Annotated in this window: 16 protein-coding genes; 5 read left to right on the plus strand and 11 right to left on the minus strand. The window is 65.7% G+C overall.

The annotated features are described in order from the left end of the window. Nucleotides 1-110 precede the first annotated feature (110 nt). Nucleotides 111-1,259: an ABC transporter substrate-binding protein gene (locus V5F68_RS21595; RefSeq protein WP_394015532.1), complete on the minus strand. Its 1,149-nt coding sequence runs from the start codon at nucleotides 1,257-1,259 to the stop codon at nucleotides 111-113. Nucleotides 1,260-1,605: 346 nt separating this feature from the next. On the opposite strand from V5F68_RS21595, the gene V5F68_RS21600 reads away from it, so the two are divergent. Further along, nucleotides 1,606-2,568 carry a LysR family transcriptional regulator gene (locus V5F68_RS21600; RefSeq protein WP_348845673.1) on the plus strand — a complete coding sequence of 321 codons (963 nt, stop codon included), beginning with the start codon at nucleotides 1,606-1,608 and terminating at the stop codon, nucleotides 2,566-2,568. A 243-nt stretch (nucleotides 2,569-2,811) separates the two neighbouring features. Here the strand turns inward: V5F68_RS21600 and V5F68_RS21605 are convergent, their stop codons facing one another. From V5F68_RS21605 to V5F68_RS21640, 8 genes are all read right to left on the minus strand, one after another. Beyond that, nucleotides 2,812-3,495 (minus strand): aspartate/glutamate racemase family protein, encoded by a 684-nt coding sequence (locus V5F68_RS21605; RefSeq protein WP_394015347.1) that lies wholly within the window; start codon nucleotides 3,493-3,495, stop codon nucleotides 2,812-2,814. 16 nt (nucleotides 3,496-3,511) lie between these two features. Continuing rightward, nucleotides 3,512-4,144 carry a 3-oxo-tetronate 4-phosphate decarboxylase gene (otnC, locus tag V5F68_RS21610; protein WP_394015346.1) on the minus strand — a complete coding sequence of 211 codons (633 nt, stop codon included), beginning with the start codon at nucleotides 4,142-4,144 and terminating at the stop codon, nucleotides 3,512-3,514. Between the two features lie 3 nt (nucleotides 4,145-4,147). Then, complete coding sequence (gene otnK / locus V5F68_RS21615; RefSeq protein ID WP_394015345.1) at nucleotides 4,148-5,428, minus strand: 3-oxo-tetronate kinase; 1,281 nt, start codon at nucleotides 5,426-5,428, stop codon at nucleotides 4,148-4,150. A 54-nt stretch (nucleotides 5,429-5,482) separates the two neighbouring features. Further along, the gene (locus tag V5F68_RS21620) at nucleotides 5,483-6,427 is read right to left on the minus strand and encodes a 3-hydroxyacyl-CoA dehydrogenase (RefSeq protein ID WP_394015344.1); all 945 of its coding nucleotides are present in this window, start codon (nucleotides 6,425-6,427) and stop codon (nucleotides 5,483-5,485) included. 79 nt (nucleotides 6,428-6,506) lie between these two features. Continuing rightward, complete coding sequence (locus V5F68_RS21625; RefSeq protein WP_348845668.1) at nucleotides 6,507-7,238, minus strand: ABC transporter ATP-binding protein; 732 nt, start codon at nucleotides 7,236-7,238, stop codon at nucleotides 6,507-6,509. Next, on the minus strand, nucleotides 7,225-8,979 hold the full coding sequence (locus V5F68_RS21630) for a branched-chain amino acid ABC transporter ATP-binding protein/permease (protein WP_394015343.1): 1,755 nt from the start codon (nucleotides 8,977-8,979) through the stop codon (nucleotides 7,225-7,227). Before V5F68_RS21630 ends, V5F68_RS21625 begins: the two co-directional genes overlap by 14 nt. A gap of 10 nt (nucleotides 8,980-8,989) precedes the next feature. Continuing rightward, on the minus strand, nucleotides 8,990-9,865 hold the full coding sequence (locus tag V5F68_RS21635) for a branched-chain amino acid ABC transporter permease (protein WP_348845666.1): 876 nt from the start codon (nucleotides 9,863-9,865) through the stop codon (nucleotides 8,990-8,992). 93 nt (nucleotides 9,866-9,958) lie between these two features. Next, nucleotides 9,959-11,098: an ABC transporter substrate-binding protein gene (locus V5F68_RS21640; protein WP_394015342.1), complete on the minus strand. Its 1,140-nt coding sequence runs from the start codon at nucleotides 11,096-11,098 to the stop codon at nucleotides 9,959-9,961. Between the two features lie 167 nt (nucleotides 11,099-11,265). Between V5F68_RS21640 and V5F68_RS21645 the strand changes: the two genes are divergently transcribed. Both V5F68_RS21645 and V5F68_RS21650 read left to right on the plus strand, forming a co-directional pair. Continuing rightward, nucleotides 11,266-11,934: a GntR family transcriptional regulator gene (locus tag V5F68_RS21645; RefSeq protein WP_394015341.1), complete on the plus strand. Its 669-nt coding sequence runs from the start codon at nucleotides 11,266-11,268 to the stop codon at nucleotides 11,932-11,934. 71 nt (nucleotides 11,935-12,005) lie between these two features. After that, the gene (locus tag V5F68_RS21650; RefSeq protein WP_348845663.1) at nucleotides 12,006-12,194 is read left to right on the plus strand and encodes a DUF3008 family protein; all 189 of its coding nucleotides are present in this window, start codon (nucleotides 12,006-12,008) and stop codon (nucleotides 12,192-12,194) included. Between the two features lie 12 nt (nucleotides 12,195-12,206). Here the strand turns inward: V5F68_RS21650 and V5F68_RS21655 are convergent, their stop codons facing one another. After that, on the minus strand, nucleotides 12,207-12,449 hold the full coding sequence (locus V5F68_RS21655; RefSeq protein WP_394015340.1) for an Ada metal-binding domain-containing protein: 243 nt from the start codon (nucleotides 12,447-12,449) through the stop codon (nucleotides 12,207-12,209). A gap of 139 nt (nucleotides 12,450-12,588) precedes the next feature. Between V5F68_RS21655 and V5F68_RS21660 the strand changes: the two genes are divergently transcribed. After that, complete coding sequence (locus V5F68_RS21660; RefSeq protein WP_394015339.1) at nucleotides 12,589-13,515, plus strand: ABC transporter ATP-binding protein; 927 nt, start codon at nucleotides 12,589-12,591, stop codon at nucleotides 13,513-13,515. After that, nucleotides 13,512-14,273 carry an ABC transporter permease gene (locus V5F68_RS21665; protein ID WP_394015338.1) on the plus strand — a complete coding sequence of 254 codons (762 nt, stop codon included), beginning with the start codon at nucleotides 13,512-13,514 and terminating at the stop codon, nucleotides 14,271-14,273. Before V5F68_RS21660 ends, V5F68_RS21665 begins: the two co-directional genes overlap by 4 nt. A 24-nt stretch (nucleotides 14,274-14,297) precedes the next feature. Here the strand turns inward: V5F68_RS21665 and V5F68_RS21670 are convergent, their stop codons facing one another. Next, the gene (locus V5F68_RS21670) at nucleotides 14,298-15,164 is read right to left on the minus strand and encodes a LysR substrate-binding domain-containing protein (protein ID WP_394015337.1); all 867 of its coding nucleotides are present in this window, start codon (nucleotides 15,162-15,164) and stop codon (nucleotides 14,298-14,300) included. Between the last annotated feature and the right edge of the window lie 90 nt (nucleotides 15,165-15,254).

The following is a 15,254-nucleotide window of genomic DNA, read 5'->3' on the forward strand; positions in this document are numbered from 1 at the left end:
AGGCCTTGCACACCACGTCCCCTCTCCCGCTTGCGGGGGAGGGCTAGGGAGGGGAAGGCCGGGGAGGACCAAGTCCTCCGCAGGAGAACGACCAAGGGACCCGCAGGACCTCAGTTGGTCTTGCCGTACTTGGTCTGCTCGATGGGCAGCAGCTTGCCGTCCACCCACACCGTCAGCTTGTAGTATTTCGGCAGGATCGCGTCCTGGCGCTCCGGGTCCTTGGCGTCGAAGGCGGGCTTATACTCGGCCACCAGACCGTCCATGTTCACCGTGTAGAGGGCGTCGTGCACCTTCTTCCAGTCGAAGGCGCCGGCCTTCTCGATGGCGGCGGCGATGATGTAGACCGCGTCATAGGCATTGGCGACGCCCGACGGCATCTTCACGTCGGAGGGCTGCTTCAGGCCGTACTTGGCCTGCAGCTTGTCCCACAGCGCCTTCTTCTTGGGGTCCATGTCGCCCATGAAGGTGTAGGTCTGGATGACTTCCACGCCGTCGGCCAGCGGGCCGGCCAGCTCGCCGAGATTGCCGGCGATGCCCCAGGCGCCAATGACGGTGGGCTTGTAGCCGACCTTGTCCATGGAACGCAGGATCTGGTTGCCCTCGCGGTCGAGCGCCCAGAACAGCACCACGTCCGCGCCGGCGTCGCGGGCGCGGATCACCTGCGGGCTCATGTCCTGGTCGTTCCAGTTGAAGGTTTCGGCGGCCACCAGCTCCTTGCCGGCCTTGGCCATGGCGTCCTTCACGTCCGGCAGGGCGCCGTTGCCCCAGCCGGTGTTCTCGTAGAAGAACGCGATCTTGCCGGTCTTGGAGGCCTTCAGCGCCTGCTCGACGAGGAAGCGCGCCACCCATTTGTCCTTCGCCGAGACGCGGAACATGTAATTGGGATTGGCGCCGTTCTCGATCGCCTTCGTGTTGGCGGCGAGCACGCCCACATAGGGAATGCCGATCTCGTTCACCGGCTCAGCCTGGGCGACCGCGACGGTGGAATGATAGCCGCCGAGGATGGCGACGCACTTGTCGGCGAGCGCGATGCGGCGGGTGTTGTCCACGCCGCGCGGCGGCGCGCCAGCATCGTCATATTGCACGAAGCTGAGCTTCTTGCCGAGCACGCCGCCCTTGGCGTTGATCTCGTCGATGGCGATTTCGGCGCCCATCTTGATTGCGGCACCGCCGAACGCGGCGGGGCCGGTGGTGGCGGCGGAATTGCCGATGCAGGGCTGCTGCTGCGCCATCGCCAGCGTGGACGACAGGCCGAGCATCACCGTCGCGGCCAGCAGCTGGCCACGTAAAAAGCTGTGTGAAGGCATGTATTTATTCTCCTGCTGTCTACAGGATGTGTGGGCATTTCGCCCCTGTTCCCATCTGCACAATAAAGCTACCGACAAGTGCCGCCCACCGACAAAGATGATTTTCCAATCGCCGATATAGGCAGGGCCTATGAACGCATTTTATAGGCAGAAGCGATGCTCATTTAAAACATATAAGCCAATGATAAAAATAATCTTTTTCTAAATTGATGCCCATAGTTTAAGCAGCTTGGCGCTTGGGAAGTCGTTTGACAAATCGAATTCGCTCGTGAGAATTCTGGGCTTGCAAAGGTGGTACATGGATCTTCGCCAGCTCAAATACTTCGTCCAGATTGCGGAAAGCGGAAATTTCTCGCGTGCCGCGGAAATCCTGCGGGTCGCCCAGCCCTCCCTAAGCCAGCAGATGAAAAATCTGGAGGATGAACTGGGCGTCGACCTGCTGGTGCGCCATGCGCGCGGCGTGACCCCTACGGAAATCGGCCAGCAACTCTACGATCATGCCCGCCGCATCCTTCAGGAGGTGGACCGGGTGAAGGACGTGGTGCGCTCGCAATCGGCGAACCCGTCCGGCCGCGTCTCCGTGGGCCTGCCCACCTCCGCCTGCCGGGGCCTGTCCATTCCCCTCATCAACGCCCTGGCCGTGCACCAGCCCAACATCACCTTGCACGTGGTGGAGGCGATGACCGGCTATCTGGACGAATTCCTCCAGCTCGGCCGGCTGGATGTGGCGCTGCTGTACGACCACAAGGCGTTCGAGCATGTGGCCTGGACCGAGATGATGGTCGAGGACCTGATGTTGTTCGTCCCGCCCGGCCATCCGCTCGCGGCGGAAGGCGAGGTTTCCTTCAAGCGCATGTTCGAATTGCCGATCGTGCTGCCGGGCCGCCCCAACGTGCTGCGCACAGTGGTGGAGCAGTTCGCCGCTCGCCACGATGTCGTGCCCGCCGCCATGGATTGCGACAGCCTGCCGGCCATCGCCAAGCTGGTGCGCCAGTCCACCGCGTTCGCGATCATGCCGCATTTCGCGCTCACCGAGGAGATGGCGCGCGGCGAGATGGTGGCGGTGCGGATCGTCGATCCCACCCCCTCCTGGCGGCTCTCGGTGGTGGTCTCCCAGCGCACCATGAACGTGCGCGGCAGCGAGGCGGTGGCGCAGGTGATGGCGGATGTCATCGCCGGCATGGTGGAGGCCGGCGTCTGGCGCGCCCGCCTGCGGGCCGAGAAGACCCGCGGGGAGCTGTCCCGCGCGCTGGCGAAATAGGCAGCGGGAAACAGGCGCCGGCCGCAGGCCGTGCGTGCGGCGCGGTGGGCGAGGGTACGTTTGCTGGACGGATTCCGCGTGCGCCGAAATGTCGGGCGAACGTTCGCCCGAAATCGCGGTGTGGTCGGCCCGAGAAGCGCGGAGAAGCGTCTTTAAACCGCGGTTCGTCCGCCGCAAGCCCTTGGTTTCACGTGAAACGTTTGCGCGGCGGGTGGCGCATCCGCAACGTCGGGTACCGCCGTGTCAGGCCCGCTCCAGGGCGCGCCGCACATACTGCACCCCGAGTTCCGGGCTGGTGAGGATGGGGAGGGAAAAGCCGTTATCCCCTTGGTCCTCAAGGGCGCGTGCCATGGAGGCCTGGGCCAGCACCACCACGTCCACCTTCGGCGCGATGGCGGCGAGTTCCGCCCGCACCAGCGCGTCGTGTCCGGCCCGGTCTCCCGCCGTCAGGCGGGCGAACGCGCCCTCGCACACGCCGCTGGTCAGCGTCACCCGCACCCCCGCCTGCGCCGCATGGCGCTTCAACAGGTCGGTGGTGGGAACGAGGGTGGTGGAGAGCGTGGCCAGCACCCCGATGCGGGTGCCTTTCTCCAATGCCGCCAAGGCCATGCCGTCGTCGATCCGGAACAGCGGCACCGGGCAGAGCGGGATCGCCGCATCCACCGCCGGCCCGAGGGAGGAGCAGGTGACCAGCACCGCATCGGCGCCCCCATCGACCGCCGACCACACAGTGCCTGCCAAACGGCGCATGGTGAGGCGGGAGAGCTCGCCCGTGCGAATGGTGTTCCGCAGCAGGCTTTCATCCACGATGTTGAAGGTTTCCCAGCCGGGCAGGTGCTGGCGGGTCAGGTGCTCGAACACCGGCACCAGGCCTGCGACCGTATGGATGAGCGCCAGGGTGCGCGGGGTGGGCGACGGCATCGTCATCGTGAAGCGGCTCTGCCTATTTGGGGAAAGCGGTGTTCAGCTCGTCGATCTGCGCCTGGGTCAGCAGGCGCGGATTGCGATCGCGCAGCAGCACGAGCAGCTTGGCGGTCTCCTCCAGCTCCTCGGCGGCATAGACGGCGCCCTGGAGGTCCTTGGCGGTGACCACCGGACCATGATTGGCCAGCAGCACCGCCGCGCATTCCCCGTTCTGTTCGCGGATCATGGTGCCCATGGCCGGATCGCCTGGCCGCACATACGGCAGCAGGCGCACCTTGCCGACCCGCATCACCACATAGGGCGTGAGCGGGGCGATGCAGTCGGCGGGGTCGATCTCCGGCAGGCAGGAGAGGGCGGTCGCATAGGTGGAATGCAGGTGCACCACGGCGCCGGTGCCGGGGCGCGTTTCATAGAAGGCCCGATGCAGGAACACTTCCTTGGAGGGCTTGTCGCCGGAAACGTGCTGCCAGTCCCGATCGAGCTTGGAGATGCGGCCGGCCTCCAGAAAGCCGAGGCAGGAATTGGTCGGGGTGATGAGCACCCCGTCCTCAACCGCGACGGAGATGTTCCCCGCCGAACCCACCGAATAGCCGCGCTCGAACAGCGAGCGCGAGAGGCGTACCAAGAGATCGCGGGTGGCGGCTTCATCCATGGCTCAGGCTCCCACCGTGCCGGAGATGGCGCCGAGCGCCTTGCCGAAGAAATCGGGCGCGCCGAAATTGCCGGATTTCAAAGCCATTCCAAGGCCGGTGCCATCTTCCGCCACCAGAACCGGCACGCCGGGGTCGATCTCCGGGCCGATGCGGAACGAGGTGACGCCGAGCGCGGAGACCACGGCGCCCGAGGTCTCGCCGCCGCCGACCACGATGCGCCGCATGCCGGCGTCGTAGAGCGCCTTGGCGGTCTGCGCGAAGATGCCGTCCAGCTTGTGGGCGACCTCGGTGCGGCCGTACTTTTCCTGCAGCGCCGCCACCTGCTCGGGCTTCGAGGAGGAATAGACCAGCGGCGCGTTGCCGGGGTTCGCCTGGATGAAGGCGACCAGATCGCCGGCGGTGATGGAGCCGTCCATCACCTTGTCCACGTCGATGGCCAGCACCGGGTGGTCCTTGCGATGGATCTCGATTTGCTGGAGCGTGGCGCGCGAGCAGCTTCCCACCAGCACCGCTTCCGGCCCGCCGATCAGGTCGACCGCCGGGTTGCCGCCCTTGGCGAGGCCGGCCTTGATGAAGTTGCGCGGCAGGCCGAGGGCGATGCCCGAGCCGCCGGTCATCAGGCGGGCATCGGCGCAGGCGGCGGCGATGGCGAGCAGATCGGCATTGGTCAGGGCATCGACAATGACGAGCCGCTCGCCCTTCTCCGCCGCCGCCGCGAGGCCCGCGCGGATCGCTTCCGGGCCGCGCTGGAGCACCGTCCAGTCCACCAGCCCGACCGGGTCCTTGCACTGAAGCTGCAGCCAGCGCCGCAGGTCAGCGTCGGTCATGGGGTTGAGCGGATGATGCTCCATGCCGGAATCGTTCAGCAGCCGGTCGCCGACGAACAGATGGCCCTTGTAGATGGTGCGCCCGGCATCGGGGAAAGCGGAGCAGGCGATTACGCCCTTCTCGCCGAGCCGCTGCGCCAAAGCCTCGCCCACCGGGCCGATATTGCCTTCGGGGGTGGAATCGAAGGTGGAGCAATATTTGAAGATCACCTGGCGGCAGCCCTGGGCCTCCAGCCAGTCGAGCGCCGCCAGCGACTGCGCCACCGCCTCGGCCGCCGGAATGGAGCGGCTCTTCAGCGAGATGACGCAGGCTTCCACGTCATCCGCCGCCGGAACGGTGGGAATGCCGAGATATTGCACCGTCTTGAGGCCGCCTTCAGGCGCGATTCCCTTGGCGATGGTGTTGGCGATGTCGCTCGCCCCGGTGAAATCGTCGGCGATAACTCCAAGCAGCATGGCGGGCACTCTCTGAGCGGTGGCGTGGGGCGGCGGAGGGTTCTCCGCCGCCGGTCAGGCGTTTTCCTTCAGGACCGCGCGCTTGGCCTTCACCAGAGCGGCGAGGCAGCGGTCGCGCCACGCCTTGCGGGCATCGAGCTTGTCCGCAGGAGTCTTCTCGCGCCGCTGCGCCTCGACCTGCGCGACAAGCGCTTCGCTCCACGGGCGCGGGTCGGCCTGTTCCTTGGCGAGATCGTAATACATGGGTCCGAGCTTCGCGCAATAATCGGCGACGCCACCCTGGGCATTCAGATCGATGGTTTCGAACGGGCCCATGAAGAACCAGCGCAGGCCGAGCCCTTCGGAAATGGCGGCATCCACATCGGTGGCGGAGACGATGCCGTCCTCCACCAGGCGGAACGCCTCGCCCAGCACCGCGCTCTGCAGGCGGTTGACCACGAAGCCGGCGATCTCGCGATTGAGGCGGATCGGCACCTGGCCGACCTGCTTCATCAGCGCATCGGTGCGCTCGACGACGCTCACGGCGGTCCAGGGCGCTGGGATGATCTCCACCAGCGGAATGAGGTGCGGCGGGTTGATGGGGTGGGCCACCACGCAGCGCTCGCGTCCCTCGATGTCGGCGGTGAAGGAGGAGGCGGGCAGGCCGGAGGTGGAGGAGGCGATCACCGCGTCCGCCTTCACCAGCTTGGCCAGTTCCTTATAGAGCGCCTGCTTGATGGGAAGGCGCTCCGGCGCGCTTTCCTGGATATAGTCGGCGTCGCGCACGGCCTCGGCGAGGCTGCTGGCGGGCTTTAGGCGGGCGAGCACGGCGGCCGGGGTCTCGCCGTTCAGCAGGCCTTGTTCGGCAAGGCCGGGTGCGGCACCGGCGGCAAAATCGAGCGCGGCCTGGAGGGAAGCGGGAGAGGGATCGTAGAGCGTCACGTCGAAGCCGGCGCGCGCGAATACGAGGCCCCAGGAGCCTCCCACAAGGCCACAGCCGACAAGAGCGATTTTCGTCATCTGGGAATGTCCCGGTTGGAAGATGAAGCCGGCGGCGGACGGCGCCGCCGGTTCGGGAGAGGCGGCGAGCCGCCGGGCATTACGCCGAGGCCGCGAACCCGCCGAGATAGGCGGCGCGCACCTGGTCGTTGTTCCACAATTCGTCGGGCTTGCCGGACACCAGCAGAGCGCCCGCCTCCAGCACATAGCCGCGGTCGGCGACGGAGAGCGCCATGTTCGCGTTCTGCTCCACCAGCAGCACGGTGGTGCCGCGCTCGCGGATCTGGGCGATGATGCGGAACACCTGCTGCACGATCTTCGGCGCGAGGCCGAGCGAGGGCTCGTCCAGCAGCAGCAGGCGGGGCTTGGCCATCAGGCCGCGCGCCACCGCGACCATCTGCATCTGCCCGCCGGAGAGGGTCCAGCTATAGGCGTGTTCCAGGCGCTGCAGGTCGGGGAAGAAGGCGAACATCTCGTCGGCCTCCCGCTCCAACTGGGCGCGGCTGACGCCTGAGCGGTTCGAGGAGCCGAGCAGGATGTTGTCGCGCACCGTGAGGCCGGGAAACAGGCGCCGGCCCTCCGGCACATGGGCGATGCCGAGGCGGGCGATGGCGCCGGTCTTCATGCCCAGGATCGAGGTGCCGGCGAAGGTGATTTCGCCGGAGGTGTTGGGCATCAGCCCGGAGATCGAGCGCAGTGTGGTGCTCTTGCCGGCGCCGTTGGAGCCGAGCAGGGCGACGATCTCGCCCTCGTTCACGGTGAGGTTCAACCCCTTGAGGACGTCGCTCGCGGTGTAGCGCGCGGTGAGCCCCTTGATCTCAAGCAGCTTCATTTTGCGGCTCCCCCAGATAGGCGGCGATGACTTCGGGATGGCTGAGCACGGACTTGGGATCGCCATCGGCGATGCCGCGGCCGAAATTCAGCACCGTGATGCGGTCGGCCACCTGCTCGATCAGCTTCATGTCGTGGTCGATGATGACGATGGTCAGCCCATGGCCCTTCAGGCGCTTGAGCAGCTCCGCCATCTCGCCCTTTTCCGTCAGGTTGAGGCCGGCGGCGGGCTCGTCCAGCAGCAGGATTTCCGGCGAGCCGGCGAGCGCGCGGGCGATCTCCACATAGCGCTGGTGGCCATAGGGCAGGTCGCCCACCGGCAGGTGCGCCACATTGCGCAAGCCGACGAAGTCGAGCGCGGCCAGCGCCCGCTCCACCGTGGCATCGGAGCCGGAGATGTCGTTTCCGGGCCGCTCGGCGCCGATGGTGACATTTTCCAGCACCGACAGGCCGCGGAACACGCGGATGTTCTGGTAGGTGCGGCACATGCCACGCTTGGTGCGCTCGTGGGGCGGCAGGGCGGTGATGTCCTGACCCAGCAGCTTCACCCGGCCCGCCGTCGCCACATAGAGGCCGGTGATGACGTTAAGCATTGTGGTCTTGCCCGAGCCGTTGGGCCCGATCAGCGCATGCACCGAGCCCTTGCGGACCTTGAAGTCCACGCCGTCCAGGGCCTTGAGGCCGCCGAAATGCTTGGCGAGCCCGGTCACATCCAGCACCACGTCGGCCGACATGGTGCCGGTGCGGCTGAGCAGGGGCAGGGGCGTCACCGGGCTGGTGTCGGCGGGGACCGGCTTGAAGAAGCGGTCGGTCAGGAGCCCCCACACACCGCGCGGCAGGAAGATCATGATCGCGATCACCGCCGCGCCGTACACGGCCAGATAGGCCTGGCGCAGGAAACGCAGCCATTCCGGCAGCAGCACCAGCAGAACCGTGCCGAGCAGGGCGCCGATGGGGGACTGCACTCCGCCCAGCAGCGCCATGGTGAGCAGAACGATGGATTCGTTGAAGGTGAACTGGTCCGGGGAGATGTAGGAGAAGGCACCGGCGAACAGGCCGCCGCCGAGACCGCCGAGCGCGGCGCTGATGCCGAAGGCGACGGTCTTGGTGCGGAACACGTTGATGCCGCAGGTGGAAGCGGCGATCTCATTGTCGCGCACCGCCTGCATGGCCCGGCCGAGGCGGCTGGTCTTCAGCAGGGCGGCATAGAGTGTGACCACCACCAGGAACACCATGCACAGGCCGAGATAGGTGGACCCGCCCGAAAGATCGAGCGGCCCGAGCATCGGCCGGGGCACGCCGGAAACCCCGTCGGGGCCGCGCGTGAGGCTGATCCAATTGGTCAGCACCATGGTGACGATCATCTGGAAGCCGATGGTCACCATGGCGAGATAATGCCCGCCGAGGCGCAGGGAGGCGAAGCCCAGGAACATGCCGCCGAGGCCGGTCAGCACGACGCCCATGCCGAGCGCGACGAAGAAGGGCAGGCCGTAATCCACCGTGCCGAGGGCGACGCAATAGGCGCCGATGCCGAGGAACGCGGCCTGGCACAGGGCGAGCTGGCCGCAATAGCCGAGCACGATGACGACGCCGGCGACGGCGATCGCATAGGTCGCCGCCTGCATCATGATGTTGAGGTAATAGCCGTGGGTCGGCGCCACGAAGGCGATGGCGATCACCGCCAGGATGGCGATGCCGCCGAACAGGAGACCGCGGTTGCGGTGCGAGGCTGCGGTTTTCATGGGTGCCTCCTCACGCCTTCTCGGCGATGCGTTCGCCGAACAGCCCCTGCGGACGAACCAGCAGCACGGCGAGCAGCATGAGGAACGCGAACGCGTCCTTGTAGGGAACGGAGATGTAGGCGGCGCCCAGCGTCTCCACGATGCCGATCAGCAGGCCCCCGAAGATGGCGCCGGGGATCGAGCCGAAGCCGCCGATGATGTTGGCGGCGAAGGCCTTCAGCGCGATCAGCGGGCCGATGCCCACGGACACGAACAAGATCGGCGCCACCAGGATGCCGGCGAGGCCACCGAGGGCCGCGCTGTAGGCGAAGGTGCCGAGGATCATGGCGATGACCGGAATGCCGAGCAGGCTCGCCATTTCCTTGTCCTGCGAGGTGGCCTGCAATTTCTTGCCGACCATGGTCTTCTCGAACACCAGATATTGCAGCGTCACCAGCGCGATGGTGACCGCGATGATGGAGAGATACTGACTGTCCATGAAGATGTTGCCGACCAGGAAGCCGGAGCCGTCGAACAGGCCGGGCAGCACCTGCGGGCTCGGCCCGTAGGTGGCGAGGATCAGGTTCGACAGAAGAATGGTTGCGCCGATGGTGGAGATGATCACCGGGATCTGCCCGCGATCACGCAGCGGCCAGTAGGTGATGCCGGCGAAGATCACGCCGAACACCGCCATCAGCACCACTGCCCCGATGAGGGCGATGGGGTAGGGCACGCCGAAGCCGGCGAACAGGATGACCATGAAATAGGCGCCGAGCATGGAGAACTCGCCCTGCGCGAAGTTCACCACATTGGCCGAGCGAATGAGCAGAACGAAGCCGAGAGCGACCATGGCATAGATGCTGCCGATGCCGATCCCGGTGAATAGAAGCTGAGGAAGCAAGCTCATCGCCGATCCTGTGCGCGAGAGGGCGTAAGACATCCCGCGCCGGGCCCGCCTCAAACGGCAGGCCCGACGCGGGGTGTGAAAGCGATCAGGCGATCACTTGTCGAAGGCGATGTGGCGGTCGAAGACGATCTTGCCGTTTTCGTTCTTGACGATGTTGTAGCCGCGCAGGCCATCGCCATTCTCGTCGAAATTGTAGGTTCCCTCGGTGCCGGGGAAGTCCTTGATGGCGAGGATCGCTTCGCGAACCTTGGCGGGATCGGTGCTGCCGGCCTTCTTGATGGCTTCCGCCAGCAGGAGCACGGAATCATAGGTCCAGGCCGAGGTGTAGTCGGGCGCGCGGCCGACCTTCTTGGAGAACTCCTCGAAATAGGCCTTGGCGAGCGGGTTGGCGTCGGCGTTGAAATCGGCCACCGCATAGGTGCCGTAGAGCGCCGGACCGGCCAGCTGCATGGCGGTGGTGGAGGCGACCGAGGCCGAGCCGACCCACGGGGCGGTCACGCCGAACTGCTTGAGCTGGCGGGCCAGCACGGCCACGTCGTTTTCAAACGGCGTGTAGGTGGCGATGATGTCGGCGCCCGACTGGCGCACCGCGAGCACCACCGGGGTGAGATCGGCCTGGCCGTTGTTGAAGCCCTGCACCAGCACCGGCTCGACGCCGAGGCCCTTGAGCTGCTCGATCAGCGCCTTGGCGCCGTTGGAGCCGAAGGCGTCGGTGGAGTGCAGCACCGCCCACTTCTTCTTCTTCAGCTGATTGACGCCGAAATCGGCGATCACCTTGGCGGAATAGATGTCATTGGGACGGGCGCGGAACAGCCACGGGTTGCCCGAATGGGTCAGCGTGGGATCGGTTCCGCCGAAGAAGACGGGGATGCCGGCCTTTTTCGCATCGGCCGAAATGGCGTTCACCTGGGTGGAACGCACGGAGGCGAGCACGGCGGCGAGGTCGCCGCGGCTGATCAGGCGGGAAAAGGCCAGAACGATGCCGGGATTGGTGGTCTGGTCATCCTCGATCACCAGTTCGAACTTCTTGCCGAGCACACCGCCGGCAGCGTTCACCTTCTCGATGCCGAGCTTGGCGCCTTCAGTCTGGAGGTGGCCAATTTCGGCGGCCGGGCCGGTGAGCGGCGCGGTGAGGCCGATCTTGATGGTCTCCTGCGCCGAAGCAGCGCCGAAGGAACCCAGGAGGGCAGCGGCGGAAAGCAAGCCGATAGCCGTGCGGCGGGACAGGACCATATGTGTCTCCCTATATCCGATCCGATTTGATATCGGAATTGATGGCCGCGAACATGGCTGCTAGGATTTCCTCAAGTCAAGGGGATTGGCGTCCGTAAGTGGACATATCGTTGACTTTTTTGTCGTTATAAAGAGAAAACCCCTCAAAATCATCTCTGGGGCGCCAAATGAGCGGTATCTATCAGATTTCCAAGCCCATACGCTTGGGCAGTGAAGTCTATGACATCCTGCTCAAGAAGTTGATGTCCTTGGAAATCCAGCCAGACGAGCGTATTGGTGTTGACGGTCTGGCGCGGGAACTGGGTGTTTCGCAAACACCCATCCGCGAAGCGCTTTCTCAACTTGAAGTGCAGGGGCTGGTGGTGAAGGTCCACCTCTCCGGTTACCGCGCTGCCGCGCAATTAACGCGCAAGCAGTTCGACAATTTGTGCGAACTTCGCCTTTTGATCGAGCCGCCGGCGGCCGCCAGGGCCGCCGTGTTGATGTCGCCGGAAGAATTGCAGGGGATAACGAGCTTGGCGGCGAAGATGCATGAGTCCAAGCCCGAGGATGCTCAAGCAGCTTATAATGCGTTCGCGCAGGAGGACGCCCGCTTCCACGCGGCGATCGCGAAGGCGAGTCAGAACGACCTGCTGCATGACATCATCACGCAGCAACGGGTTCAGCTGCATCTGTTCCGCCTGCGCTTCCATGCCCGCGTCACCCAGGACGCCATCGTCGAGCATGCGCGGATCCTGAATGCTTTCGGCCAGAAAGACGCCGAGGGCGCCGCTGCCGCCATGCGGATCCACATCGAAAATGCGCATGCCCGGTTCAAGACGGTGTTCGAGGGGTGACGCCGGACAGGCAGTGAACCTTCCGGCCATACGCGTGTTCATCCCGCAGGGGAGCAAGCTGCGAGGATGTCATGCCTGCAAAATCCAAGGCCCAACAGATGGCCGCCGGCGCCGCCCTTTCCGCTAAGCGGGGCGAGACCGCAAAGGGAGACCTGAAAGGCGCGTCGCGCTCCATGGCGGAGTCCATGAGCGAGGCCGAACTTGAGAAAATGGCCTCGACCAAGCGGAAGGGGAAGCCGGAGCACGTCTCCAAGCGCTGAGTTCCGGACGAGCTACGGCTGTCGTGATATGCTGGGCCGGCAGCGCAGGCAGGCGCGGAAGCCGGCGCTCTCGGCGGCGGTCCCGTCGGCCATGAAAGTCACATGCCCCCGTCGCGCCCGCGGCGAGGGACAGGACGGCCGGCAATAAATCCCGGTGGTCCGCACGCAATAGACGAAGGCGCCGTCTTGCGCGGGATCGCGGGCCTCGACCGCGCGCCACATGGCCTCTGCCGAACCGGCTTCTTCGCTGCGCATGGGATGCTCCAGGGCGTGTGTCTCTAGGGGTTTGATACGCCGCGCCCCGCGCGTGCGCAGCCCGATTTGGACAGGCCCCGGCCCCGGTCACGCGCTTGCGATATCGACCGGGCGGTCGTCCCGCGCTATACCCCGCGCCATGCAGCCGATCCTCTCCATCAGCCATCTGTCCAAGACCTATGCGTCCGGCCACGTGGCCCTCAAGGACGTCTCCCTCGATATCAGCCGCGGCGAGATCTTCGCTTTGCTGGGCCCCAACGGGGCGGGCAAGACGACGCTCATCTCCATCGTCTGTGGCATCGTCAACCCGAGCGGCGGCACAGTCACCGTGGATGGCGCCGATATCCTCAAGGACTATCGCGTCGCCCGCAGCCAGATCGGCCTCGTGCCGCAGGAACTCACCACCGACGCCTTTGAGAGCGTGTGGGGCACGGTGAGCTTCAGCCGCGGGCTGTTCGGCAAGAAGCCCAATCCGGCGCATATCGAGAAAGTGCTGCGGGACCTGTCCCTCTGGGACAAGAAGGACAGCAAGATCATGACGCTGTCCGGCGGCATGAAGCGCCGCGTGCTGATCGCAAAGGCGCTGTCCCACGAGCCGCGCATCCTGTTCCTCGACGAGCCGACCGCAGGCGTGGACGTGGAACTGCGCCGCGACATGTGGCGGGTCATGCGGGTGCTGCGCGATTCCGGGGTCACCATCATCCTCACCACCCATTATCTGGAGGAGGCGGAGGAGATGGCGGACCGGGTCGGCGTGATCCGCAAGGGCGAACTGATCCTGGTGGAGGAGAAGCGCACGCTGATGCGCAAGCTCGGCAAGAAGCATCTCACCCTGCAGCTCGCGGCGCCGCTCGATTCGATCCCGTCATCCCTGTCCGCCCATCAGCTGGCCCTGTCCGCCGACCGCTCGGACCTCATCTACACCTATGAGGCCGACGGGCAGCGCTCCGGCATCGCCGAGCTGCTGCGCGATCTTTCCGGGGCGGGTATCGCCTTCAAGGATCTGCACACGGAGCAAAGCTCGCTCGAGGACATCTTCGTGAGCCTGATGAGGGACGCGCAATGAACATTTATGCCATCCGCGCGATCTACATCTTCGAAATGGCCCGCACCGGGCGCACGCTGCTGCAGTCCATCATCTCGCCGGTGCTGTCCACGTCGCTCTATTTCGTCGTGTTCGGCTCGGCGATCGGCTCGCATATGGCCCAGATCGGCGGGGTCAGCTACGGCGCCTTCATCGTGCCGGGCCTCATCATGCTGGGCCTGCTGACGCAGAGCATCTCCAACGCCTCGTTCGGCATCTATTTTCCGCGCTTCGTCGGCACCATCTACGAACTGCTGTCGGCGCCGGTCTCGGCGGTGGAGATCGTGATCGCCTATGTGGGCGCGGCGGCCTCGAAATCCATCATCCTCGGGCTGATCACGCTCGGCACGGCCTCGCTGTTCGTCGACCTGCACATCGTGCATCCGTTCTGGATGCTCTCCTTCCTGGTGCTGACGGCGGTGACCTTCTCCCTGTTCGGGTTCGTGATCGGCATCTGGGCCGATAATTTCGAAAAGCTGCAGCTGGTGCCGCTGCTGATCGTGACGCCGCTGACCTTTCTCGGCGGCAGCTTTTATTCCATCGACATGCTGCCGCCGTTCTGGCGCACCGTCACGCTGTTCAATCCCGTGGTCTATCTGGTGAGCGGGTTTCGCTGGAGCTTCTTCGGCATCTCCGACGTGGGCGTGGAGATCAGCCTCGCCATGACCCTGCTGTTCCTGTGCCTGTGCCTCGGCATCGTCATGTGGATGTTCAAGACCGGCTATCGCCTGAAGAGCTGATCGCCGCCTCCAGGGCCCGCCCGTTCAGGCGGCGAGTTCTGCCGGGGCGGAGGCATCGCAGAAGCGGGCCAGTATTCCGGCGAGTTCGCGCGCGGCCTCTCCGGCATGCGGGGCAAGGCATAAGGCGAGTTCGGCGTCGGCCACATCGGGCAGCCCCTCGGCCCGCCCGAGCCGGCGATGCGCGGGGGTGAGGCTGCGCCGTTCCAGCAGCGCGATGCCAAGTCCACCCGCGACCGCCGCCTTTACGCCCATGAGGTTGGGGCTTTCATAGGCGATCCGCCAGGTGAGGCCGGCCGCCTCCAGGGCATGGATGGCCCGGTTGCGATAGATGCAGCCTTGCGGGAACGCCACCAGCGGCACCGGGGCGAGCGGGGGGATATCGTAGTCGGCGGCGGCGATCCAGATCAGGTGCTCGGGCCATACACCGAGGGCTTCTGCGGCCGCCGGCTCGCGCTTCAATAGAGCGACGTCGAGATCGCTGCGGGCAAGATCCGCCCCAAGGTCCCGGGACATGCCGCAGCGTACGGAAAGACGCACGTCGGGCCGCGCCCGGGCAAAGGCCGCAACCGTGCGGGTCAGCGGGATCAAGGCAAAATCGTCGGGAATGCCGACGCGCACCATGGTCTGCGGCGCTTCCTGGCGCAGCGCGGCCTGCGCCTCGCTGCTCAGTGCCAGGATGCGGCGGGCATAGCCGATCAGCCGCTCGCCCTCCTCGGTCAGCCGCACACCCCGCCCGCCGCGATGGAACAGCGCGCAGCCCGCCGCCTCCTCGAGCCGGCGGATCTGCTGGCTCACGGTGGACTGGGTGCGGTTGACGCGTTCGCCGGCGCGGGTGAAGCCGCCGGCATCCACCACGCTGACAAAGGCCCGCAGGAGATCGAGGTCCAGCATGGTCGGTCGTTCATTTGCGTTTCCACTATTAAAGATCATGACATTTAATTTTTCAATGCGCGCTTCTGCCGGTAAGAACGCGGCGCAAGC

This window comes from Roseixanthobacter pseudopolyaromaticivorans (genome assembly GCF_043195145.2).
Lineage (GTDB): Bacteria > Pseudomonadota > Alphaproteobacteria > Rhizobiales > Xanthobacteraceae > NCEH01.